Origin of the sequence: Rosenbergiella gaditana, from assembly GCF_018494065.1 — a bacterium.
Classification (GTDB): Bacteria; Pseudomonadota; Gammaproteobacteria; order Enterobacterales; family Enterobacteriaceae; genus Rosenbergiella; species Rosenbergiella gaditana.
The window spans coordinates 106,641-129,016 of sequence record NZ_JABBFR010000001.1 but is presented as its reverse complement, the minus strand read 5'-3'; the positions used below and the strand labels follow the sequence as shown (position 1 = coordinate 129,016).

The 22,376-nt window shown below is 46.0% G+C and carries 22 protein-coding genes; 10 read left to right on the top strand and 12 right to left on the bottom strand.

Going from position 1 to position 22,376, the window contains the following annotated elements; genetic code table 11:
• Window positions 1-27: 27 nt before the first annotated feature.
• On the top strand, window positions 28-372 hold the full coding sequence (locus HH682_RS00640) for a RidA family protein (RefSeq protein ID WP_214235249.1): 345 nt from the start codon (window positions 28-30) through the stop codon (window positions 370-372).
• A gap of 9 nt (window positions 373-381) precedes the next feature.
• Here the strand turns inward: HH682_RS00640 and HH682_RS00635 are convergent, their stop codons facing one another.
• On the bottom strand, window positions 382-564 hold the full coding sequence (locus tag HH682_RS00635) for a YoaH family protein (protein ID WP_214235247.1): 183 nt from the start codon (window positions 562-564) through the stop codon (window positions 382-384).
• A 17-nt stretch (window positions 565-581) separates the two neighbouring features.
• Between HH682_RS00635 and pabB the strand changes: the two genes are divergently transcribed.
• The 3 genes from pabB (at window position 582) to HH682_RS00620 (ending at window position 4,028) form a co-directional block, all read left to right on the top strand.
• On the top strand, window positions 582-1,955 hold the full coding sequence (pabB, locus tag HH682_RS00630) for an aminodeoxychorismate synthase component 1 (protein WP_214235245.1): 1,374 nt from the start codon (window positions 582-584) through the stop codon (window positions 1,953-1,955).
• Complete coding sequence (locus HH682_RS00625; RefSeq protein WP_214235243.1) at window positions 1,948-2,538, top strand: CoA pyrophosphatase; 591 nt, start codon at window positions 1,948-1,950, stop codon at window positions 2,536-2,538. The genes pabB and HH682_RS00625 overlap by 8 nt, the downstream gene beginning before the upstream one ends.
• Window positions 2,539-2,663: 125 nt before the next feature.
• The gene (locus HH682_RS00620; RefSeq protein WP_214235241.1) at window positions 2,664-4,028 is read left to right on the top strand and encodes an L-serine ammonia-lyase; all 1,365 of its coding nucleotides are present in this window, start codon (window positions 2,664-2,666) and stop codon (window positions 4,026-4,028) included.
• 41 nt (window positions 4,029-4,069) lie between these two features.
• Here the strand turns inward: HH682_RS00620 and HH682_RS00615 are convergent, their stop codons facing one another.
• From HH682_RS00615 to HH682_RS00600, 4 genes are all read right to left on the bottom strand, one after another.
• Complete coding sequence (locus tag HH682_RS00615) at window positions 4,070-5,638, bottom strand: TerC family protein (protein ID WP_214235239.1); 1,569 nt, start codon at window positions 5,636-5,638, stop codon at window positions 4,070-4,072.
• Window positions 5,639-5,867: 229 nt separating this feature from the next.
• The gene (gene rlmA, locus HH682_RS00610) at window positions 5,868-6,674 is read right to left on the bottom strand and encodes a 23S rRNA (guanine(745)-N(1))-methyltransferase (RefSeq protein ID WP_214235534.1); all 807 of its coding nucleotides are present in this window, start codon (window positions 6,672-6,674) and stop codon (window positions 5,868-5,870) included.
• 107 nt (window positions 6,675-6,781) lie between these two features.
• Entirely contained in the window at window positions 6,782-6,991 is a 210-nt protein-coding gene (cspE, locus tag HH682_RS00605) for a transcription antiterminator/RNA stability regulator CspE (protein ID WP_001062678.1), read from the bottom strand.
• A gap of 342 nt (window positions 6,992-7,333) precedes the next feature.
• Window positions 7,334-7,624: a YebO family protein gene (locus HH682_RS00600; RefSeq protein WP_214235238.1), complete on the bottom strand. Its 291-nt coding sequence runs from the start codon at window positions 7,622-7,624 to the stop codon at window positions 7,334-7,336.
• Window positions 7,625-7,792: 168 nt separating this feature from the next.
• On the opposite strand from HH682_RS00600, the gene HH682_RS00595 reads away from it, so the two are divergent.
• On the top strand, window positions 7,793-8,017 hold the full coding sequence (locus HH682_RS00595; RefSeq protein ID WP_214235236.1) for a YobH family protein: 225 nt from the start codon (window positions 7,793-7,795) through the stop codon (window positions 8,015-8,017).
• A gap of 7 nt (window positions 8,018-8,024) precedes the next feature.
• Here the strand turns inward: HH682_RS00595 and htpX are convergent, their stop codons facing one another.
• The 4 genes from htpX to HH682_RS00575 form a co-directional block, all read right to left on the bottom strand.
• Entirely contained in the window at window positions 8,025-8,903 is an 879-nt protein-coding gene (htpX, locus tag HH682_RS00590) for a protease HtpX (protein WP_214235234.1), read from the bottom strand.
• Between the two features lie 215 nt (window positions 8,904-9,118).
• Window positions 9,119-11,164, bottom strand: a complete 2,046-nt coding sequence (gene prc / locus HH682_RS00585; RefSeq protein ID WP_214235232.1) for a carboxy terminal-processing peptidase — start codon at window positions 11,162-11,164, stop codon at window positions 9,119-9,121.
• Between the two features lie 19 nt (window positions 11,165-11,183).
• On the bottom strand, window positions 11,184-11,855 hold the full coding sequence (gene proQ, locus HH682_RS00580) for an RNA chaperone ProQ (RefSeq protein ID WP_214235230.1): 672 nt from the start codon (window positions 11,853-11,855) through the stop codon (window positions 11,184-11,186).
• A 79-nt stretch (window positions 11,856-11,934) separates the two neighbouring features.
• On the bottom strand, window positions 11,935-12,450 hold the full coding sequence (locus tag HH682_RS00575) for a GAF domain-containing protein (RefSeq protein WP_214235228.1): 516 nt from the start codon (window positions 12,448-12,450) through the stop codon (window positions 11,935-11,937).
• Between the two features lie 201 nt (window positions 12,451-12,651).
• Here HH682_RS00575 and yebS point away from each other — a divergent pair, with 201 nt between their 5' ends.
• From yebS to HH682_RS00555, 4 genes are all read left to right on the top strand, one after another.
• Window positions 12,652-13,896: a membrane integrity lipid transport subunit YebS gene (yebS, locus tag HH682_RS00570; RefSeq protein WP_214235226.1), complete on the top strand. Its 1,245-nt coding sequence runs from the start codon at window positions 12,652-12,654 to the stop codon at window positions 13,894-13,896.
• Complete coding sequence (locus HH682_RS00565) at window positions 13,865-16,498, top strand: PqiB family protein (RefSeq protein WP_214235224.1); 2,634 nt, start codon at window positions 13,865-13,867, stop codon at window positions 16,496-16,498. The genes yebS and HH682_RS00565 overlap by 32 nt, the downstream gene beginning before the upstream one ends.
• Before the next feature lie 72 nt (window positions 16,499-16,570).
• Window positions 16,571-17,995 carry a 16S rRNA (cytosine(1407)-C(5))-methyltransferase RsmF gene (rsmF, locus tag HH682_RS00560; protein ID WP_338049284.1) on the top strand — a complete coding sequence of 475 codons (1,425 nt, stop codon included), beginning with the start codon at window positions 16,571-16,573 and terminating at the stop codon, window positions 17,993-17,995.
• 226 nt (window positions 17,996-18,221) lie between these two features.
• On the top strand, window positions 18,222-18,686 hold the full coding sequence (locus HH682_RS00555; protein WP_214235220.1) for a hypothetical protein: 465 nt from the start codon (window positions 18,222-18,224) through the stop codon (window positions 18,684-18,686).
• 49 nt (window positions 18,687-18,735) lie between these two features.
• Here HH682_RS00555 and HH682_RS00550 read toward each other — a convergent pair whose 3' ends face one another.
• Together HH682_RS00550 and HH682_RS00545 are read right to left on the bottom strand one after the other, a co-directional pair.
• On the bottom strand, window positions 18,736-19,287 hold the full coding sequence (locus HH682_RS00550; RefSeq protein ID WP_420826169.1) for a YagU family protein: 552 nt from the start codon (window positions 19,285-19,287) through the stop codon (window positions 18,736-18,738).
• Window positions 19,288-19,482: 195 nt separating this feature from the next.
• A complete protein-coding gene (locus tag HH682_RS00545) occupies window positions 19,483-19,824 on the bottom strand; it encodes a DUF2511 domain-containing protein (RefSeq protein WP_214235216.1) in 342 nt (113 codons plus the stop codon).
• Window positions 19,825-19,958: 134 nt separating this feature from the next.
• Here HH682_RS00545 and HH682_RS00540 point away from each other — a divergent pair, with 134 nt between their 5' ends.
• Window positions 19,959-20,192, top strand: coding sequence for a DNA polymerase III subunit theta (locus HH682_RS00540; RefSeq protein ID WP_214235214.1), 234 nt, complete (start codon window positions 19,959-19,961; stop codon window positions 20,190-20,192).
• Here the strand turns inward: HH682_RS00540 and HH682_RS00535 are convergent.
• The gene (locus HH682_RS00535; protein ID WP_250318465.1) at window positions 20,182-22,239 is read right to left on the bottom strand and encodes a S9 family peptidase; all 2,058 of its coding nucleotides are present in this window, start codon (window positions 22,237-22,239) and stop codon (window positions 20,182-20,184) included. The genes HH682_RS00540 and HH682_RS00535 overlap by 11 nt on opposite strands.
• Between the last annotated feature and the right edge of the window lie 137 nt (window positions 22,240-22,376).

The window sequence follows — 22,376 nt, the reverse complement described above, 5'->3', positions numbered from 1 at the left end:
CAGTCTGACCAAAAAATGGAGACACTCATGACTATTCAACGCCTAGATCCTGAACATCGTATGTCCGAAGCCGTCATTTATAATCAAACAATATACTATACCAGTGTACCCGAAAATCTCGATGCCGATGCCTTTGCGCAAACTGAGAATGCTTTAGCTGTAATCGATCGTATTTTAGCGCGCGTCGGCAGTGACAAGTCAAAAGTGCTCGACGCGACTATTTTCATTACTGATCATGCTAACTTCGCGGCCATGAACCAAGCGTGGGATGCATGGGTCTCTCCCGGTAATGCACCGGTACGTTGTACGGTGCTGGCAGGACTCATGAACCCAGATTACAAAGTCGAAATAAAAATTATTGCGGCCTTGTAGCGTTCCGTTTTATTCATCATCATCTTCATCAAAGCGAGCAAGTTGTGGCTCGCCTTGATAGTTTTCGCGAATTTCTTGCGCAACGAGTGTAATCGCTTGGCCACTCGATAAACCTTCAGACATTAACTGCTGAATTCGCTCAACCGCTTCTTGCTGTTGTTGATGCGATAATGCCGGTAATCCGTTAAACATTAAGAACCTCTTGAGTCATGACGCGTAAATCACCTGAATGTATCTCTCTATCTTATCATCAAGCCGCTGCCGAGGTATGGTTTTCCAAACTCGCGCAATTACCTTGGGCTATGCTATTGAGTTCAGCACAATCGTCCCATGCTGATGCACAATTCGATATCTTAACCGCCGATCCCATGATAAAGCTATCAACTTGGGGTCAAGAGACGTTGATCGAAGAAAATAGCCAAATCACCCGCTCTCTGGACGACCCTCTGTCGTTGGTCGAGCAGGCTTTAACACGATTACCTCAGGTCTCTCGCCAAACCTACCCCTTTTGTGGGGGAGCCGTCGGGCTTTGGGGCTACGATCTTGGGCGTCGATTTGAATCGCTACCTTCGCAAGCCAGCGCCGATCTGCGTTGTCCCGACATGGCGGTGGGAATTTATGATTGGGCCCTGATTGCTGATCACCATTCACAGACTTTGACGTTAGTAAGTCTCTCAAACGTTCACCAACGATTCGCTTGGCTAGACGCTCAAACACCAGCCTTCGTCGCGCCTTTTTCGTTGACCAGTAGGTGGCAAAGCAATATGGATGAGTCTCGCTATCGGGAGAAGTTTCAGCAGATCCAAGAATACATTCTCGCGGGTGATTGTTATCAAGTCAATTTGGCGCAACGCTTTAGCGCCGAGTATCAAGGTTCCGAATGGCAAGCTTATCAGGCACTCAGCCAAGCGAACAGTGCGCCTTTTAGTGCCTTCATCCGTTTACCGCAATGTACCGTTTTAAGTTTGTCTCCAGAACGTTTTATCAAGGTTAATGGCTCCCAGATTGAAACCAAACCCATTAAAGGCACTGTACCACGTGACCCCGATCCACAACGCGATCGAGCTCAGCGAGAATGGCTGGTTAATTCACCAAAGAATCGTGCCGAGAATCTAATGATTGTCGATCTCCTACGTAACGATATTGGACGTATTGCCTTACCCGGTAGCGTCAAAGTCCCCTCACTCTTTGCTATTGAATCATTTCCCGCCGTTCATCATTTGGTCAGCACGGTAAAGGGAACGCTTCCCGACACTGTTAATGCCACTGAGTTATTGCGAGCCTGCTTTCCAGGCGGATCCATTACTGGCGCACCGAAGATTCGGGCCATGGAGGTGATTGACGAACTTGAGCCCCATCGACGTAATGCCTGGTGTGGTAGTATCGGCTATATCAGTCGCTGCGGGAATATGGATACCAGTATTACCATCCGCACTTTACTGGCAGAACAACAAAAGCTTTACTGTTCAGCCGGAGGAGGCATTGTCGCAGACAGTCATTGGCAAGAGGAATACCAGGAAACCTACCATAAGGTAAGTAAAATACTGCCGATTCTCTCGGTATTAGGTAAGCATAATGAATGATGATCTTCATCTCTTCTTAAGCCAATACCTGCTCACCCCGCTGGGTGACGAGCCTATTAGCGTCACCTTACCAACAGCTGCGGTGTTGGTCCCGATCATCAATCACCCGCACACACCGACCCTACTTTTTACACAGCGGAGCAAGCAACTTCGTCAACACCCCGGACAAGTTGCTTTTCCAGGGGGCAAACATGACCTCGCTGACTACTCGCTGTATGAAACAGCACTGCGTGAAACCTATGAAGAGGTCGGCATTACGCCACAATCCATACAATTACTGGGCGAGTTACCGCTGGTTAATAGCCGTACAGGGCATAGTGTTAAACCCTTCCTCGCCTTAGTGGAGCCAGGCTTTATCTTGGACCCGAACAGTGATGAAGTCGCTGAAGTATTTGAGGTTCCTCTCTCTTACCTGTTAAATTCTCATAATTATGTCACACTATGGGTCGGCCACTCTCAAGCACAACGGCAGGTCCATTTCCTCCCCTATTCTTCGCACTTAATTAGGGGCATGACCGCCAACATTCTTTTTCATCTTTCCACACATATCGCCACTTCCCCCCCATCCAACAAAAAACGATAAACACTAATGATATTTTTGCGAGTGCGAGGCGTTTCACTCTCTTTTTTGTACAGCAATGGTATAATTATCGCTGTTTAGCCCAGATTATAGGGTATTTAGCTTTAGTCGACGTAAGGTAACGCCACGTGATTAGTGTTTTTGATATGTTTAAGATCGGTATCGGTCCTTCCAGCTCTCATACAGTAGGTCCAATGAAAGCCGGAAAGCTTTTTGTCGACATGTTAAGTGCCCAACAGTTGTTATCCGATATCACAAGAGTGACTGTGGATATTTACGGTTCACTTTCATTAACTGGCCCAGGCCACCATACCGATATCGCTATCATTATGGGGTTAGCAGGAGAGTCTCCCGATACCGTCAATATCGACACTATGCCTACCTTTCTCGCCGATGTGCGAACACGCCAACGGTTGTTACTGGCGTTGGGCGAACATGAAGTCGAGTTCAACGAACAGACAGATTTATTATTCCACTCATCGGCGCTTTCATTACATGAAAATGGCCTGACCTTTACGGCTTGGCGGGGTGACAGCGCTGTTGTTTCTCAGACCTTCTATTCAATTGGTGGCGGTTTTATTGTTGAAGAGTCACAGTTTGGCCAATCTGTTTTGAATACGGTCACTGTCCCTTATCCCTTTCATTCCGCATTAGAGATGCTAGATGCCTGCCATCAGACCGGGCTTTCTCTGTCCGGTCTAGTGATGAAAAATGAGCTAGCAGTGCATACACATCAGGAAATCACTGACTATTTCTCATCTATCTGGGCAGCGATGCAAGCCTGTATAGACCGCGGCTTGAACACCGAAGGTGTTTTACCCGGGCCGCTTAGAGTACCACGTAGAGCGGCGCCATTGCGCCGCTTACTGGTCGCCAACCATCGTCATAACAACGACCCGATGAATGCCATCGATTGGGTGAATATGTTTGCCCTGGCCGTCAATGAAGAGAATGCTGCGGGGGGACGAGTCGTTACTGCTCCAACCAATGGGGCTTGCGGTATTGTCCCTGCCGTATTGGCTTATTATGATCAGTTTGTTGAACCCGTTACGGCAGAAATTGCCCGACATTACTTCTTATCGTCCGGCGCTATTGGTATCCTTTATAAGATGAATGCTTCGATTTCTGGTGCAGAAGTAGGTTGCCAAGGGGAAGTAGGTGTCGCATGTTCCATGGCTGCTGCGGGACTGGCAGAGCTGATGGGAGCCAGTCCGGAACAGGTCTGTGTGGCGGCAGAAATCGGTATGGAACATAACTTGGGCTTAACCTGTGATCCTGTTGCCGGTCAGGTGCAAGTGCCTTGTATTGAGCGTAATGCGATTGCTGCAGTGAAAGCGATTAATGCGGCGAGAATGGCTCTTCGTCGTACCAGCCAGGCACGCGTCTCGCTGGATAAAGTGATTGAGACTATGTACGAAACGGGTAAAGATATGAACGCTAAATACCGGGAAACTTCTCGAGGTGGGTTAGCGATAAAAGTGCAATGTGACTAAAAAAAGAGGCCGAACTAGTCGGCCTCTTGGTGATCACTCTCTTAAAGTATCTCTTCACTCTGCATCTTAGACTGCCGCTTACTAACCTTGACTAAATCGACTCGGTAGTCTTTTACCTTCAAGATTGTAAAGTCCAGCTCGCCGATACTAATAACCTCACCTTCTACCGGTAATTGCCCCGCTTGGGCAATTAATAATCCCGCGAGAGACGCATGCGAATGAGTTTCGTCGACTAAGTCGTAAACATTCAAATGCTGCTCTAAAGAATGAAGATCAGTACCGCCTTTCACTAGCCAGTTATCGCCCTCGGCAACAATATCCGGTGTTTCATCCTCATCCGGAAACTCTCCAGCGATGGCTTCAAGAACATCCAACGGTGTAATTAAACCTTGCACCACACCAAATTCGTTGGTTACCATCACAATACTTCCTTTGGCCCGACGGAGCACAGCCAATAAATTGATCGGATCTAGGGTTTCAGGAACGATCATCGCTGGATTCCGCGCAGCAAAGGTGGCGACATCTAACTCATGGTCAAGCGCAATCAATAACTCTTTAGCTCTCACCACGCCGACAATTTCATCGAGCTCACCCCGTGCCACGGGGAAAAGACTGTGAGGCGTGTCTAATAACTGCACACGAATATCATCGACAGACGCCTCTGCATCCACCCATGAAATCTGGTTGCGTGGTGTCATTAGGCTACGAATAGAACGCGACGCTAGGGTAAGTACCCCATTAATCATAAAGCGCTCTTCGTCTTTAAAAGCACGTGAAGCATGGGTATTTTCTCTAGTCTCTTCCCCTACCACTTCTTGAGTCGCCGTACGATAACGGCTACCCATCAGCCGTAAAATTGCATCTGCAGTCCGCTCACGCATCGGACGCCTTGCTTCAGATTTAAGAAAATTACGACGCGCGATCTGATTGAAAAACTCGATAATGATTGAGAAGCCAATGGCTGCATAGAGGTAACCTTTAGGAATATGGAAGCCGAATCCCTCCGCCACTAAGCTTAATCCAATCATTAATAGGAAACTGAGGCAGAGCACCACAACGGTGGGGTGTGCATTCACGAACCGGGTCAGCGGTTTTGAAGCAATAAGCATCAAAATCATCGCGATAATAACCGCAGTCATCATTACCCACAGATGGCTAACCATACCGACTGCCGTAACGACTGCATCCAATGAGAACACTGCATCAAGGATAACGATCTGAATAACCACCGCCCAGAAACCGGCGTAGCCTTTACTTCCTTGCTCAACCTCTCCCGAACTCTCTAACCGTTCATGCAACTCAGTGGTGGCTTTAAACAGTAAAAATATCCCCCCCACTAACATAATCAGGTCGCGCGCCGAAAACGCGAACTGCGCCACATGGAATAACGGTTTTGTGAGCGTAACTAACCAAGACATTACAGAGAGAAGCAGTAGGCGCATAACTAACGCCAAGCTCAAACCTATAATTCGCGCTCTATCGCGTTGGGCTGGCGGTAATTTATCCGATAAGATCGCAACAAAGACTAAGTTATCAATGCCTAAAACAATCTCTAAAACGATTAAGGCCATCAAGCCGACCAGTATCGAGGGATCTAGCAAAAATTCCATTAGGCTTGCCTCTCGCTTGCAGTGACCAGAAGAGTATTAGGCTCTTGATAAGATAAAGGGGGCACGCCGAATGATGACTGCGGTGTGAGAAATAGAAAAAGTCCTCGGTGACGATCCATAATGTGGGATTAACCCTGTACTCCTAGTTGTAGTAATAAACTTTACTTTATCAGGTGCAATCTATTCGTCAAAATGTTTGCTTACCTTTACACTTTGACCAACTTCATCATCACTCAGCTTTTCGCCACACCGTAATTTTGAAATCTGTTTCACATGAAAAGCTTTTACTGTCGGCAAGATATTGCCATACGTTTTCGCTGGCGCGCCACGCAAAGGGAGTCATCTGCAGCAGTTGAGTTGCGCTTGAGGCAGTAAGCGTTAAGGGATAGTGTAACCTTTGCTCTACCAAGCATTCAAACCCCTCAAGGGCCTCTTCTTTTTCATCGTGAAGTTGTACATCTTGGTAGATCAGCGCTTTAAATTGATAAAGATGACGTGCCGCCGGCGTTACGGTTATTAAAATACCACCTGGACATAATGTCCTCATCAACTCCTCTACTTTGCTCGGCGCATAAATTCGTATAATGGCTGAAAGCGATGCTGAGGCGAAAGGTAGGCGGTAACCGGAGGCCACACTAAATTGTATCTTCGGGTAGCGTTTAGCGGCTGACTTTATCGCGAATTTAGAGACATCAACGCCATATACCTCACGATTATCGTTAACCCAAGCAGAAGTGTAGTAGCCCTCACCACACCCGAGATCCACAATAGCGGCGGTTGAGGCGGTCGGCAAATGTTCATCAAGAAGTTTAGCCACTTGGTCGCGTAATGGCTGATAGTGCCCTTCATCTAAGAATTGCCGACGTGCTTGCAACATTTCTGGACTATCGCCCGGATCTTTAGATCCTTTATGTTGAACCGGCAATAAATTGACATATCCCTCTTTCGCCCGATCAAAACGGTGGCGCTTCTCACAAGCATAGCCTTGTAAATCTTCAGTTAAGGGAGATTGGCATAATGGACAAATATACAAAATAGGCTCCAAGAGTTATCTGAGCCGCGCAGTTTAGCGGTTTCGAGCGATAAACCAAAGAAAAATCCCCGCTAGTGCGGGGATTCATAATCGCTTCGGTAAACCGAGAATTAGATAGCAGTTACGTTTACTGCTGCTGGACCTTTTTGTCCATCTTGAATTTCAAACTCAACGTTTTGGCCTTCAGCCAGAGTTTTGAAACCATTACCTTGGATTGCAGAGAAATGTACGAATACATCTTTGCTACCGTCTGCAGGAGTGATGAAACCAAAACCTTTAGATTCGTTAAACCACTTAACCTGACCTTTAATCTTTGCCATTTTACCAATTCCTTTAAAATAATAGTTGCCCAGAGGCAGTTAACACAGAAAATCGAGAAATACTGGATGAAGTGTTTTTTCTTAAATGGTAACAGACAAGACTAAGATCAAGTAACCTTAACTAACTCGTAACTGCTTTACCAAAAAACTTTACAACAACGTGCTGTTCTCGTTTATCCTAATAATTGTTATCACATATAACTTTATTTATGGCAAGGGCTTTTTATCGAAATTTTAATGATAAGCATTTTAAATATTTATCGTTAATTTTACGGTCTAAGGCTTATAAAAAATCACTTAAACCCATTGCCTGTATAATCTAAGCAAACGCTTGCTAAGCTCTTAGCGTTCAGCCCTAAAAGTTAAATGCGAGGGCTCTTCAGCGGGTTGCTCACTATCACTCTCTTCAAAAGATTCAGCAATTTCTGGTTCGCAGCTTAACTCGACCAATTGATTTAATATTTTGGTTTGTTTACGCTGCTCACGCAGTAAAGCTTCCAATAATAAAACCTGATCATTCGCTCTAACCGCCCTGCGCATTGAAATGAACACCACAACACAAAAGAAGACTACAGCAATACCAAATAGCGCAGGTAACATATAGCTCCCACCGCCAGCTATCAATTCATTCATTATTCGACCTGATACCTATACTCATTAAGTTTTGTTCATTCTACTCCCTCTGCTCTCCTTGGTCATCAGGATTATTGAGGATGATTCTTTAAGTTATCTCTTATCGATTATTGCCATGCTCAAAGGCATGCTACCTAACTCACAATTAATGACAGGAAATCAACAAATATGTTAATGCGACTGTTAATCATTGTGATCGGGGGTTGGGCGATAATGATGGTTTCGGATTATGGGATTTTGACTTACCGAGAAGCAAACAACACTGGGTTCAATCTTCGCTGTGAATACTTAACAGGAAGAGGATTAATCAACGCGGACTATCTCTACCCATCAGAGACAGCGCGTGAACGCTGCCCCCTCTTGAGAAAAACCGATGAGACGCTAGACATGTAATACTGAGCTACTTTATATATTGACCTTGGCGTAATGCTTCAATACGTTTATCGAGCGGTGGGTGCGACATAAATAAATCGCTCAGACTTTTTTGTTTACCGTTAATACAAAATGCCATCATTGTGCCCGGCTCTTGGGGCTCGTAACTTGTTTTCAAACGCTCTAGCGCCGCAATCATCTTTTCACGTCCAACCAATTTGGCTGACCCTGCATCAGCATGGAACTCGCGATGACGTGAAAACCACATGGTAATGATGCTTGCTAAGATACCAAACACTAACTCTAAAACCGTTGCCACAACAAAATAGACTAGAGGATTTCCATTATTCCCTTCCTCTTCGCGGTCTGAGCTTAAGAAACCAGACGCAACCTGTGCAATAATCCTCGAGATAAAGATAACGAAGGTGTTCACAATCCCTTGAATAAGGGTCATGGTTACCATATCACCGTTAGCAACATGACTGATTTCGTGAGCGATCACCGCTTCCGCCTCATCACGATTCATATTTTGCAAAAGTCCCGTTGAAACGGCGACTAACGATGCATTTTTTCTAGCGCCTGTTGCAAACGCGTTAATATCCGGAGCATGGTAGATGGCAACCTGTGGTGTAGTAATCCCGACTTGCTGAGATTGCTGAGTAACCACTTGCATCAACCATCTTTCGGTTTCGTTACGCGGCTGTTCAATCACTTCACCGCCGACTGAGCGTAAAGCCATCCATTTGGACATTAGTAGTGAAATAAAGGACCCGCCAAAGCCAAATAACCCCGCCATGATTAATAAGCCTGGAATACTGGCCGAGCGAATGCCTGTTAAGCTTAAAATGATACCGAACACCGCCATTACAGCGAGGTTAGTACAGAGGAACAACACGATACGCATCATAGACGTTTATATTTCCTTGAAAACAGAACCTGAACTTATTTGGCACTATCCTAGGCTGTTGCCAAGAGTTTTCAAGAGGCGAATGGTTATATCTCTCTGAAAAGACATAACTTTACATTTTGTCATACACATCTCACAATTTGTCTGATTTAATTGACATGTAAAATAATGATGATAAAAAACCCGCCGTAGCGGGTTTATCTTATTAATGTCTATTACTTGTTACTACTCAGTGGCGCTGGGGGATTTTTTGTTTCCGCACTGGCCAGGTCGTTAGCAATAGCGACACTCTCATCAAGATAGGGGTCAGGCTCTTTATAATCTTTTGGCAAGGCATCTAGGGAGGCAAGAGGTTTTTTCCCTTCAGCTTGAAAACGCGCATTGATACGTTCCAGACGAAGTACATCCTCTTCTTTATTCTCTTTTTGACGTTCAGCAAGATTAAGCGAAATAATATCCATCTTATCTTTCATCGCATCGAAACGTTGAATATCTTTGATGATGTATTGGAATTCACGATCCTTTGCAATACGTGCTTCATGCTCTTGGCGTAACTGTGCCACATAAGGCTGTAAGTCAGCCATAGGCGAGTAATTAGCCGCTTTGATGCTATCCCATGGCAGCGCATTATCTTCGTACTTTTCACCCGTTTTAATGGCTTCGACACCCGTTGGCATCAGGATGTCTGGCGTAACGCCTTTACGCTGAGTACTACCGCCGTTGATACGATAGAATTTCTGGATAGTATACTGGACTGAGCCTAATGCCGGCCAGTCTGGGCGTAGCATCTGATCGTAAATACGATTCAAAGATCGATATTGCTGAACAGTACCTTTACCAAAGGTCGGCTCACCAACAATCAAGGCCCTACCATAATCTTGCATCGCAGCAGAGAAGATTTCTGAGGCTGAAGCACTGAATCTATCCACCAGAACAACTAATGGGCCATTATAATAAACAACCCCGTCATCATCGCTATCCTGATGAATATTACCAGTATTATCTCTAACTTGAACAACTGGACCAGAAGGTATGAATAGCCCTGAAAGAGAGACAGCTTCTGTTAATGCACCGCCGCCGTTGGTCCGTAAATCGATAACGATACTATCAACATGTTGCTTTTGAAGCTTTTGTAACTGTACTTTTACATCATCGGTGAGGCCGACATAAAAACCTGGAATATCCAGTACGCCAACTTTATTTTTACCGACTTGATGCACAGACCCCTGCACTGCACGGTCTTCTAAACGGATACGTGCTCGAGTTAGGGTGATAATCCGTGTTTTACTGCCCTTAGTCGCAGGCTGGATTTCTAAGCGAACTTTACTTCCCTTAGGTCCTTTAATTTTTTCAACAACATCATCGAGACGCCAACCGACGACATCCTCAATCGGTTGCCCTACTTGTCCAACACCGATAATTTTATCACCAATGCTTAATGCTTTACTGCGCGCCGCAGGTCCGCCTGCTACCATCGAGTTGATCATCGCATAGTCGTCATCCATCTGTAATACAGCCCCTATCCCTTCTAGGGATAAGCTCATCTCAGTATTAAACTGTTCAGTATTACGTGGAGAAAGATAATTAGTATGCGGATCGATCTCATGGGCAAACGCATTCATCACCGTTTGAAAAACGTCTTCACTGGTGGTTTGTGAGACGCGACGTAACGCCGCATTATAGCGTCGTGTCAGGGTATCACGGATCTCTTGCTCGTTTTTCCCTGCGAGCTTCAAGGTCAGCTCGTCATAGGTTACTTTAGCGTCCCACAATTTATTGAGCTCGTCGGTCGACGTTGGCCACGGTGCTTTACTCCGGTCCAGATCAATAGAATCGTGAGAGGTAAAATTCATCGGTTTGGCTAGCGCGTCAAGCGCATAATGCAAACGTTCAAAACGACGACGCTGAGACAAGTTAAACAGTTGATAAAACGTGTCGAGATTCCCAGACTCCAGTTCTTGGCCTACTTGCGACTTCTTGCTAGCAAATTGTGCAATATCGCTACTCAGTAAAATATTATGGCTGTAATCAATCATATTCAGATAACGGTCGAAAATTTTAGTCGAAAACGCGTTATCTAACGTAATTTGGCGATAATGTGACTGAGTAAAGCGTGCCGTAACACGCTGACTTACCGTTACCTGTTGCGGCTGCTCTTGTAGTTGCTGTATCTGATCTTCGCGAATAATGGGATCAGCAGCAAACACTTGTCCCATGAACAAAGATGCGACAAGTAAACTTACTTTAAAACTGGTGTTCATGCCTGGGTCACTCTCCGTTTCAGAACTGCAAATGTTCTGGGCGTACAATCATTGCCAGTCCTGACGCTAATTGAACTCGAACTCCCTCTTTAGAGATTTCAAGTACAGTAGCCTCGACGGCACTCAGACCTGCTTTAACGCGAATAGGTTGACCGACTTTGAGTACTGAGATATCAGTCACTGGTTTCCCGTCAACTGGAGGTGATTGACGTGAGTCGTTCTTTGGCTTCAGAGGTTTAGTATCCGTCGTGGACGCTTTCTGTGCCGCTGGTTTACGGGCTGCAGGTTTGCGTGGACGACGTTCAGCCTTGCCCGCTTCATCAGCTTTAGCTTCGCTACGCTGTTTCGCACGATGTGCGGCAACGCGAGCTTTCGCTTCCTCAAGCTGCTGACGAGCGTGTTCAACATGCTGCTCTTCAAGCGTTCCGCATGCATTACCGTCAAGATCAACACGCGTTGCGCCTGCTTTGATCCCATAGAGATAACGCCAGCTGGATGTATAAACACGCAACGCTGAGCGAAGCTGAGTTTTACTCAGATTCATGTCAGAAGGAATACGCTCGACTAAATCTTGAAAAATACCGATTTTTAACGGCTTTGCTTCACCTTCTGCAATAAAACAGCTTGGAAATTGCTGCGAAAGGTATGCAATGACTTCTTTACTACTACTCAACTTAGGTTGATTTTCCATGAAATTTCCTGATTACAACGGTTTTGCCGACCAACGCAGGCATGAACAAGCGACATTATAATGACTACAGCGCTAATTGCTATGCCTCATCGAAATTACCTTTTGATTGTTGTAAAAAAAGAGAAATTTCAGTGGCTGAGAGTAAGGTCTCAAGTGTATTAACAACGAGTTCAAGACCCGCTTCATCTTCGTGATCAAAGTGCGAAAAATGCGGACTGTCGATATCTAAAACACCGATAATCACCCCATTACTGCGCAGCGGTAATACGATTTCACTATTACTGGCTGAATCGCACGCGATATGTCCACTAAATTGGTGTACATCGGCGACCCGTTGCACTTTACCTGTCGCGACTGCCGATCCACATACCCCCTTCCCTACAGGGATACGGACACAGGCTGATTTGCCCTGAAATGGCCCCAGGACTAGCGTTTCTCTTTCACTGAGAAGGTAGAAACCGGCCCAATTCAGCCCTATCATCCTTTCAAAAAGTAACGCACTGCAATTCGCCAAAACAGGTAAAAATGCTTTTTCACCGCTATTTAAAGCGCTTAGGTCTCGGGACAACTCTTGATAAAATTCTAACTTACTCATGTTCCAACCATAAAGTGACATTAACGATTCGCGAATGGACCTTGAGTGAGTGAAAGAAATAGACATCGCATGACGCTTAACTATGCTTATACTCTTAATCAGGGAACTTCTGATACATTACGCTTTCAACGACTATAGCAGACTCACTTACCTAACAATGAAAATTTTATGCTTTGTAACGATAATTACTGATACGACGCTATGAAAATTACGGCTATCACTCCCCCTGAAACCTATACAGACCTCAAGCGCTGCATAGAATGCGATCATGTTTATCACCGGCCAATATTAAGAGCAGGTGAAGTCGCTTATTGTCCGCGATGTAGAATGAAAGTGGCCAAAGGACAAGACTGGTCTTTCGCCAGAATATGCTGTCTTGCCTGCTTAATGCTTTGCTTAATGCCCCTCGCCTGGAGCCTTCCCCTGATCCAAATTCGTCTACTCGGCATGACCATCAGCGCCAGTATGCTGGCAGGTGTTATGCAAATGGTTGATGGAGGAGACATCGTTACTGCGGCAATGGTCTGTTTTTGCGTGATAGGTACACCACTGGCACTGGTGCTTAGCCTTATTTATCTTATGATTGGTAAACCATTAGGGATGAATTTGCGTCCGGTACTGCTCGTCTTAGATAAGCTTAAAGAATGGATTATGTTCGATATTTATCTAATTGGCGTGATCGTTGCCGCCATCAAAGTGAAAGACTACGCTGACCTCTTTGCGGGCTACGGATTGCTCGCCTTCGTAACGCTAACGCTATTTTATATCCTGTTAATTATTCATCTTGATACTGAGAGTTTGTGGCAAAAATTTTATCCGCAACCCCGGCAAGCCTTGAAGCCAGAGGACGTCGAATGCTGTGTCTATTGCCACTACAGTGGACAAAGCGATGCGCGCGGGCGCTGTCCACGCTGCCATATTAAAATAAATCCACGCATTCCTTATAGTCTGCAGAAGTCGTGGGCTGCATTGATCAGTTCAATTATTTTTCTCTTTCCCGCCAATCTACTGCCCATTTCGATTATCTATCTTAATGGTGCCCGACAAGACGATACCATTTTTTCCGGTATTGTTTCGCTAGCCAGCGGCAATATTCCTATCGCAATGGTGGTCTTTACGGCGAGCATCTTGGTCCCAGTCAGTAAAGTGATTATTTTGCTTGCGTTGTTGATCAGTATTCATTTGCGATGTGAACAGGGCCTTAAAACACGAGTTCGCTTGCTAAGGGCAGTAAAGTGGATTGGACGATGGTCTATGCTCGACCTATTTGTTATTTCGTTGATGATGTCATTGGTTGATCGTGACCAACTGCTTGCTTTTACCATGGGACCTGCCGCGCTTTATTTTGGTTCCGCTGTTTTTCTTACCATTCTATCCGTAGAATGGCTCGATAGCCGCTTACTCTGGGATGCCCATGCAACAGGAAATGCCGAATACACCGATTAGCGCCACGGTTAAAAAAAAGCGCAGACTTTCACCTTTTTGGTTTTTACCGATAGTGGCAATCCTTATTACTGGGTGGCTGCTCTGGAAAAATTATCAAGAGAGTGGGACGACCATCACGATAAACTTCCACACTGCAGATGGGATTGTTCCTGGTCGTACGCCTATTCGTTACCAAGGCGTTGAAATCGGTACGGTTCAAGATATCGTCCTGACGGATAACTATCGCGTTATAAAAATCAAAGCCAGTATCAAAAGTAGTATGAAAGATGCATTGCGGGCTAATACTAAATTTTGGTTGGTCACGCCACAGGCTTCATTAGCAGGGGTTTCAGGTTTAGATGCCTTAGTCGGGGGTAACTATATCGGTATGATGCCTGGAGATGGCGCGAGTACAGATAGTTTCACTGCCTCTGACAGCCAACCTAAAAACATTGTAAATAATGGCGGACTGATCATCCAGCTCCACGCGAGCGATTTAGGCTCGCTCAATACTGGCTCTCAAGTTTATTATCAAAAGGTTCCGGTGGGTCGCGTCTATGATTATAGTTTTGCCGCTCAAGGAAAAGGCGTATCGATTGACGTGCTTATTGAAAGACGTTATACCCAACTCGTTAAGAAAAATAGCCGGTTTTGGAACGTATCGGGGTTACAAGCAAAATTAGGCGCTTCAGGAATAAACGTTAACCTAACCAGCGTCCCTGCTTTAATTAATGGTGCCATTGCCTTTGATTCACCTCAAGACTCAGAATCTGCACAAAATCAGGCGCACTACGAGCTCTATCCTACTCTCGCTGAAAGTCAGCGTGGCGTCAATTTCACATTGAAATTACCCAGCGCAGATAACCTTACCGCAGGTTCAACGGCATTGATGTATCAAGGCTTACAAGTCGGTACTCTTACCCATATCACTCTGACCGATCAACAACATGTTACGGGTGAACTAACCGTCGATCCAAGCGTTGTCGGTTTGATGCGTAAAGGTACTCGTATCGAGATGCGCCAACCCAGTTTGCAAAGTGGTAACTTGTCAGTTGGCTCGCTGCTCACTGGAACGGTCTTACAGTTAATCCCTGGTGAGGGCGACGCTGCAACCGAATTCACCGTACTACCCGCAAGTCAATCATTGCTGCAGGTCCCCAACAGCTTAACGGTTGAATTAACGGCGCCAGAAAGTTATGGGATCGATGCAGGCCAACCCCTCATTCTTAATGGAGTGCCAATTGGTAAAATTGCGCAACGTACACTAACTGACCGCGGAGTGGTGTTCCAAGTCTCCATTGAGCCGCAGTATCGTCATTTTATTCATGCAGATAGCCAATTTATCGCGGATAGCCAAATTCGGATTCGGATGGGCCTCGATGGCTTAAAGCTGGTCGGCGCGCCACCGCAACAATGGATTCAAGGCGGTATTCGGGTTAACACCGGTCAGAAAGGACAACCGAGCGCACACTATCCTCTGTATGCTGACGACGATGCAGCAAAAGATAAAACACAAGGCGACAAACCTTCGGTTACGCTCAAACTCGAAGCCTCAAGCTTACCTGATATTCAAGCGGGAAGTATTGTGCTTTATCGGCGTTACCAAGTGGGTGAAATCGTTGACATTACCCCTAACGCTGACAATTTTATAGTGTCGGTGCATATCGCGCCGGAATACAGAAAATTGGTCTCAGATTCTAGCGTTTTCTGGGCAGAAGGTGGTGCTCGAGTCCAATTTAATTCTAACGGTATCACAGTACAAGCCACGCCTTTAAACCGGGCGTTAAAAGGCGCGATCAGTTTCGATAGCCTCTCCGGAGTCACCAAACACCAAGGGAAATATCGGGAGTTATTCGTGAGCCGAAATGCGGCCAATGCGGTAGGTAGTCAAATTATTTTCCATACTTTTGACGGCAGTAAATTGGCGGCAGGGATGCCAATTAAATATTTAGGTATCAATGTTGGACAAGTTGAGAGCCTCTCTCTCAGTCAAAATTTGCATCAAGTTGAGGCTAAAGCAGTACTGTACCCTGAATATGACCAACACTTTGCCCGCAGTGGTAGCCAATTCTCCGTAGTGTCACCGGAAATCTCATCGAACGGTGTCAACCATTTAGAGTCACTATTGCAGCCTTATGTCAACGTCGATCCGGGGACGGGTAGTGTACGACGCAGTTTTGAGCTACAACAAGACACTATTACCGATTCTCGTTACTTAGACGGTCTGAACATCTATGTTGATGCGCCCGATGCAGGGACCTTAACAGTAGGAACTCCAGTGCTATATCGTGGGGTTGAAGTCGGTACCGTTACGGGTACATCCCTCGGTAACTTAGCCGACCGCGTACAGATCGCGATGCGTATTAGTACACGTTATCAACATCTCGTCCGTAATAACTCTGTTTTTTGGCTAGCCTCAGGCTATTCTCTTGATTTTGGACTGACTGGCGGTGTCGTCAAAACGGGGACCTTTCAGCAATTTATTCGCGGGGGAATTCAATTTGCGACACCACCAACGGTGCCTCTAGCCCCTGAAGCTGAATCGAACAAACATTTCCTATTACGCGATGAAGCGCCGGGCGGTTGGCAGAAGTGGGGAACGGCCATTCCTCGCCAAGGATAATCCCAATTATACGGGCAGAATTTCTGCCCGTATTCATGCTACACTGAGCTTTTGACCGCTATGGATCCGATTGTGAGTGCTGAAGTTATCGATTTCCCCGCCCAATTTCTTGCGTTAATGCGTCAAGCACTTCCCAATAACGACGATTTCGCAGAGTTTATCTCTATTAGCCAACGCCCTTTACGACGTGCGATTCGGGTTAACACATTAAAAATAAGTGTGAAGGATTTTCTGGCCTTAACTGCCGAATATCCTTGGCAGCTCACGCCTGTACCTTGGTGCGAAGAAGGTTTTTGGGTTCAGCTCGACGACGAGCAGGTACCGTTAGGTAGCTATGCTGAACACCTGAGTGGACTGTTCTATATTCAAGAACCAAGCTCTATGCTGCCGGTTCAAGCACTCTTTGCTGCGGACGAATCCCCTCTCTCACTGATGGATATGGCCGCAGCGCCAGGATCTAAAACCACTCAGATCGCAGCTAAAATGGCTAACCAAGGTTTGATTGTCGCAAATGAATATGCGGCCAGCCGCGTAAAAGTCTTGCACGCCAATATTAGTCGCTGCGGGGTGACCAATACCGCCCTCACTCATTTCGATGCGCGTGTATTTGGTGCAGCACTTCCTGAACAATTCGAGGCAATCTTATTAGATGCGCCCTGTTCAGGTGAAGGGGTTATCCGTAAAGATCCCCAGGCCTTTGCACACTGGAGCCTAGAAAGTACACAAGAGATTGCTCAGACCCAGCGAGAGCTATTATTTAGTGCCTTCCACGCCCTGAAACCAGGCGGCCGGCTAATCTACTCAACCTGTACACTTAACCACATTGAAAACCAACAGGTGATTGCATCACTTATTGCTGCCTTTCCAGACGCGATAGCGGTCGAGTCCTTAGGTAATCTCTTTCCTGGCGCAGAACGAGTTGTTACGCCAGAAGGTTACCTTCACGTCTTCCCACAACGTTTTGATAGCGAAGGGTTCTTTGTAGCAAGTCTACGCAAAACCGTTGGCGTAACGACTTTAGCTCATCCTGGTTTCAAAGTAGGTAAACTCCCTTTCCAACCGGTACCTCTAAAAATTAAGCAAGCGATTAGTGAACAAGCAATGGCTATCGGGATCCAATGGGATGAATCACTCAGCCTCTGGCAACGGGATAAAGAGCTATGGCTTTTTCCCAAGCAGGTAGAATCGCTGATGGGTAAAGTCAAATTCTCACGCCTCGGCTTTCGATTAGCGGAAATACACAACAAAGGCTATCGCTGGCATCATGAAGCGATAACTGCATTAGCCAAGCCCATGCCGACTACTTTCGAACTGACAGCGGAACAAGCCAGTGAATGGTACCGAGGTAGAGACATCTATCCAGATACCGAATTACCTAAAGGCGACTGTTTGGTGACTTATCAGCAACAAGTGTTGGGGCTCGTAAAAATTATCAATCAGCGTATCAAAAATAGCTTACCCAGAGAGCTGGTACGTAACGGCCCACTCTTTAAGTAATGCTTCCCCAATCACCCTTTCTTGGTTGCGCCGAGAAAGGGACCAAGCTCTGTCAATACAACTATAGTTATGTCAGTTTATCCACGCTTACTTTAGGATACTTTTGATTCTTTACATTCGTGCACCCGACCAACTACAGCTAACTTGATATAATCGCCTAGCCTTTACTTTATAGAGCCTTCTCTCGGTCTTTAATGATTGTTTTATTTATCTTCTGGGAACTACAATGAAAAAAATCGCCCGACCGCTCCTGGTTTTACTGCCGGTGTGCTTGATGACGGTCTCAACGCTCAGCGAGTCTCGCTCATTCTCTTCTAGAGGCTTCGGCTCCTCAAGCATGTTTAAACGCCCTGTGTCGCCTAAAGCCACCCCGGCACCTGCGGTGCAACAAAATTTTGTATCGTCGGGGAAAAAAGGGATCCCTGGTGCAGAACAGTATCGCTCCCTCAGTCAACAAGCCCCGTCACAAAGGCTGAAGAATGCCATCAACACTCGAGCAAATAGCGGTGTTCGCCTTACCCAACTGGCTATGCTCTATTGGTTGTTAAGTAGTAGCAACACCCACGCATCGGAACTGACTGACGAAGATCGTACCTGGGTGAAAAAAGAGATTAAAGAGAAAGAGAAGAACGGGGAAAAACTCGAAGAGAACGCCCCGACTGCAGCCTCTTCCTCATCAGCTAAACCCTAGCACTGGGATTGACACCGAACCTCTTGACGATTCGGTGTCTAGTTCAATCTTAGCGATGCCAAGTGCCTTTAATCGGTTTAGCGAAAAGTGCCAATACCACTATTAGACTGAGCTCAATACTGACCGACCAGCAGATGTGGCCAATGATTTCACTACACAGCTCATAACCATTAAGATTCCATAACCATCCCGTTTTTCCTTCATCGTAAACCGGATTACGAAAACCTAATGCAGGAATAAGGAAACCATGCATTACGACAGTGATCACCACACCATAGGCCGCACCGTAGCCTAAACGGATCTTTGGCCAGTAGTAAGCGCCTGCGACATAAACAAAGGCGAACACAAAGCTAAACAGCCAGTGGTAAAGGGTTACTGCCCCTAAAACTGAATTACCTTGATAAAGATAATCAAGCGAGTGTTGGTTAACGCCTGCCCAACCCAGCCATGTATCGATATGTGCCCCTGGCGGAGAGATCTCTCCCGCAACTCGTGGAGGCATATTAACTTCCGAGCCCCACTTCACTAATGAACTCATAAACCCAGCTAACAGTGTGGCCGAAATGATAAGTTTACAATTTATTTTAGAAAACATACCCATCCCCTTGTTTGTAGAGAGCATAAATAGAGAGTGCTCAATTTGTGCTGATTCTACTGGGTTGGGAGATAATCTGTAGAGAAGTAACTGATTTATTATTGCGTTAGATCAAAGTTTTAGGAAAGATAGAGAGACCTTGTGGCGATCTCCCTTAGTCCTTAACCCTATTGTAATGTTTAACTGTTAGGGTGTCAGTAATCACTGCTTACAGAGTACCTGAGCACGCACAATCAATGGGGCTAGATCCATTTTTTTACCCGGATGCTGTGGGTCATCGGCCTGAATCAAGGTGATTGATTGCCCTTGGCTTTTCTTCTGATCAACATTCTGCTGAGCAATAGTATTAAGCGGGTATTGCATTAGCGTACTGTCATTAATCGCAAACAACCCACCGTCTTTATCACAACTTAGCATGACCTCTTCACGCGTAAGTGGCCACTGTTGTTTGCCTATTTCACGTCGACTCACCGTAATCACCTCCGAAGCGAAGGATTGTGCACTAACGATGGCAAGTAAAAATACGGGAAGGAGTTTTTTCATTGGAATAGCGCCTTAAATTCGTAATAATGAATACGCGATGTAACTTAACGCACAGTGTAGCAAATGACGCTTTTAAGTGGCAGAGGAAAGCGTTTGTTCTGAATGCTTTCCTGCCTAGAAGGAATAACATCACCATGACCTATAATCTCGCTGAACTCAGTCCAGAAGCAAAAGAGCAACTTAATACAGAGTTAGCGGCTGCTGGGGTCGCCTTTAAAGAACGCTATAATATGCCGGTTATCCCAATCCATGTTGAAAATGAGCAACCCGAGTCATTGCGCGCGCATTTTCAACAAAAACTGGCGACCTACCGCCAGTTATCTGTGACGTTGTCACGCTTACCTTACGAGCCTAAACTTAAGACTTAGGCCAGACCCCACTAGCTAGGCCCACCAAAAAACTGCACTCCCGAGCGATGTCAACATAAGCTTGATAGCGCCCGGATTTCCCGCCATGTCCCGCATCAAGGTCGGTATAAAGCAGTAGTTGATGATCGTCTGTTTTCAATTCTCTGAGCTTAGCTACCCATTTAGCGGGCTCCCAATACTGTACTTGCGAATCATGTAAGCCTGTGGTGACGAATAAATGTGGATAGGCCTGTTCACAGACATTGTCGTAAGGGCTGTAGGTGCTAATGATATCGTAATCTGCTTTATTACTTGGGTTTCCCCACTCATCATATTCACCGGTAGTGAGAGGGATCGATTCATCCAACATTGTGGTGACTACATCGACAAAGGGTACCTGAGCGAGAACCCCGTGAAATAACGTAGGCGCAATATTACTGACCGCTGCCACGAGCAAACCGCCTGCGCTCCCCCCCATGGCATAGCAGCGAAGCGGGTCCCCCATCCCTTGGGCTAATAATTGCTGTGTCGAATCGATAAAATCATGGAAACTATTCATTTTATTATTAAGCCGCCCGGCATCGTACCAAGCTCGCCCTAGCTCTCCCCCTCCTCTAACATGCACCATGGCATAAATAAATCCTCGGTCGAGGAGACTTTGCCGCGTAAAGCTAAAGTCAGCATCTAACGCTGCCCCATAAGCGCCATAACCGTAAACGAGTAGTGGATTTTTCCCAGGTTGTAAGCTGTCTTTACGCCAGACGAGAGAGACAGGCACTTTAACTCCATCGCGCATAGTCAACCAGCGCCAGTCACTTTGATAATCATCCTCTTCATAAAGCGGAATATGGACTTGCTTTAACAGTGTAAGCTGGTGCGTATTAAGATCCCATTCATAGGTCGTGGTAGGCGTAGTCAGACTGCTATAACCAAAACGTAAGCGTGAGGTATTGGCTTCGGGATTATGGCCAATCCATACCACGCCATTTTCCGCCTGCTTAGGCAGCTCAAATCGCTGACCGTCGTGAAGTGAATATTGGCAGAGCACCATTTTGCCCTGCTGACGTTCTTCGGTCACCAACCACTGATTAAAAAGCTGAAAATCTTCTAGCACCCTCTCTTCCGTCGCTGCAATAACTCGCTGCCAAGTGTGCTCCGCTGTCTCTGTCTCGACACAACGATAAAGTCCAAAATTGATCCCTTCATGGTTGGAGCGGATGAAATAACTCCCTTGAAAATGATCAACACTGTATTCGTGATTTTCACGTCTTGGCACTATACAGCGCGGTGCCAAGTGCGGCTTATCGGCATCGATTGACCATGCCTCGCTGGTGGTGGAACTATCAAGTAGAATAAACAAGCGTTGTTCAGAACTGCTACCCGTTAAGCTGACATAGTAACTATCGTCTTGTTCTTCATAAATCAAACAATCCTCTGCCGGATCACTCCCTAAAGTGTGGCGCCATACCTGCCAAGGTAATAGCGTCTGTGGGTCTTGCTTAATATAAAACAGAGTCTGTCCATCATTTGCCCAAACAATGGACGGTGAGATCCCTTCGATAACCGTGTCTAACCACGTTTGGCTAGCTAAATCTTGAATACGTAATACATATTCGCGGCGGGAAAGATAATCTTCAGTAACCGCCATGTAACGATGATCGGCGGTAATTTCCAATGCCCCAAGCTCATAATACTCTGCATTGTTGGCGCGTTGATTACAATTGAGTAAGGTTTGCCACTGCGCATCATCTCGATCCTCGCGCCATACCCAGTGTGGGTAATCATCTCCTTCCTGATAGCGCTGTTGATACCAGTGCCCAGCTTTTAAAAAAGGGACCGAATGATCATTTCCAGGGATTCTAGCGGTCATCTCCTGATAAAGTGTTGCTTCAAGACCCGCTAAAGGGGCCAGTTGTTGTTCGCACCACTTATTTTCGGCAATCAAGTAATCAATCACCTCTGGGTCACTCCGCTTATCATCACGCAACCATGCATAGTCATCTTGACGTGCCTCACCGTGCATCTGATGAATGAAAGGAATACGACGAGCTTGTGGACGAGTAATCATGGCGTTAGATACCGATAAAAAGGAGAGTAGAGTAAGTATCGCATGTTTCTCTTCCCCTTACCTACTTTCCCCTAAACCATCGTTACACGTGCCAACGCAAACGTTTTCGTTTAAACTTAAACCGATTAATATCTTTT

Coding starts and splice junctions, on each gene's coding strand:
- HH682_RS00600 (WP_214235238.1), bottom strand. CDS start 7,624: ATGAATGAATTGATAGCTGGCGGTGGGAGCTATATGTTACCTGCGCTA.
- prc (WP_214235232.1), bottom strand. CDS start 11,164: ATGAACACCAGTTTTAAAGTAAGTTTACTTGTCGCATCTTTGTTCATG.
- HH682_RS00535 (WP_250318465.1), bottom strand. CDS start 22,239: ATGATTACTCGTCCACAAGCTCGTCGTATTCCTTTCATTCATCAGATG.
- cspE (WP_001062678.1), bottom strand. CDS start 6,991: ATGGCAAAGATTAAAGGTCAGGTTAAGTGGTTTAACGAATCTAAAGGT.
- pabB (WP_214235245.1), top strand. CDS start 582: ATGACGCGTAAATCACCTGAATGTATCTCTCTATCTTATCATCAAGCC.
- HH682_RS00540 (WP_214235214.1), top strand. CDS start 19,959: ATGACCTATAATCTCGCTGAACTCAGTCCAGAAGCAAAAGAGCAACTT.
- HH682_RS00565 (WP_214235224.1), top strand. CDS start 13,865: ATGCAACAGGAAATGCCGAATACACCGATTAGCGCCACGGTTAAAAAA.
- HH682_RS00575 (WP_214235228.1), bottom strand. CDS start 12,450: ATGAGTAAGTTAGAATTTTATCAAGAGTTGTCCCGAGACCTAAGCGCT.
- htpX (WP_214235234.1), bottom strand. CDS start 8,903: ATGATGCGTATCGTGTTGTTCCTCTGTACTAACCTCGCTGTAATGGCG.
- HH682_RS00625 (WP_214235243.1), top strand. CDS start 1,948: ATGAATGATGATCTTCATCTCTTCTTAAGCCAATACCTGCTCACCCCG.
- HH682_RS00615 (WP_214235239.1), bottom strand. CDS start 5,638: ATGGAATTTTTGCTAGATCCCTCGATACTGGTCGGCTTGATGGCCTTA.
- HH682_RS00545 (WP_214235216.1), bottom strand. CDS start 19,824: ATGAAAAAACTCCTTCCCGTATTTTTACTTGCCATCGTTAGTGCACAA.
- HH682_RS00640 (WP_214235249.1), top strand. CDS start 28: ATGACTATTCAACGCCTAGATCCTGAACATCGTATGTCCGAAGCCGTC.
- proQ (WP_214235230.1), bottom strand. CDS start 11,855: ATGGAAAATCAACCTAAGTTGAGTAGTAGTAAAGAAGTCATTGCATAC.
- HH682_RS00555 (WP_214235220.1), top strand. CDS start 18,222: ATGAAAAAAATCGCCCGACCGCTCCTGGTTTTACTGCCGGTGTGCTTG.
- HH682_RS00595 (WP_214235236.1), top strand. CDS start 7,793: ATGTTAATGCGACTGTTAATCATTGTGATCGGGGGTTGGGCGATAATG.
- yebS (WP_214235226.1), top strand. CDS start 12,652: ATGAAAATTACGGCTATCACTCCCCCTGAAACCTATACAGACCTCAAG.
- HH682_RS00635 (WP_214235247.1), bottom strand. CDS start 564: ATGTTTAACGGATTACCGGCATTATCGCATCAACAACAGCAAGAAGCG.
- HH682_RS00550 (WP_420826169.1), bottom strand. CDS start 19,287: ATGGGTATGTTTTCTAAAATAAATTGTAAACTTATCATTTCGGCCACA.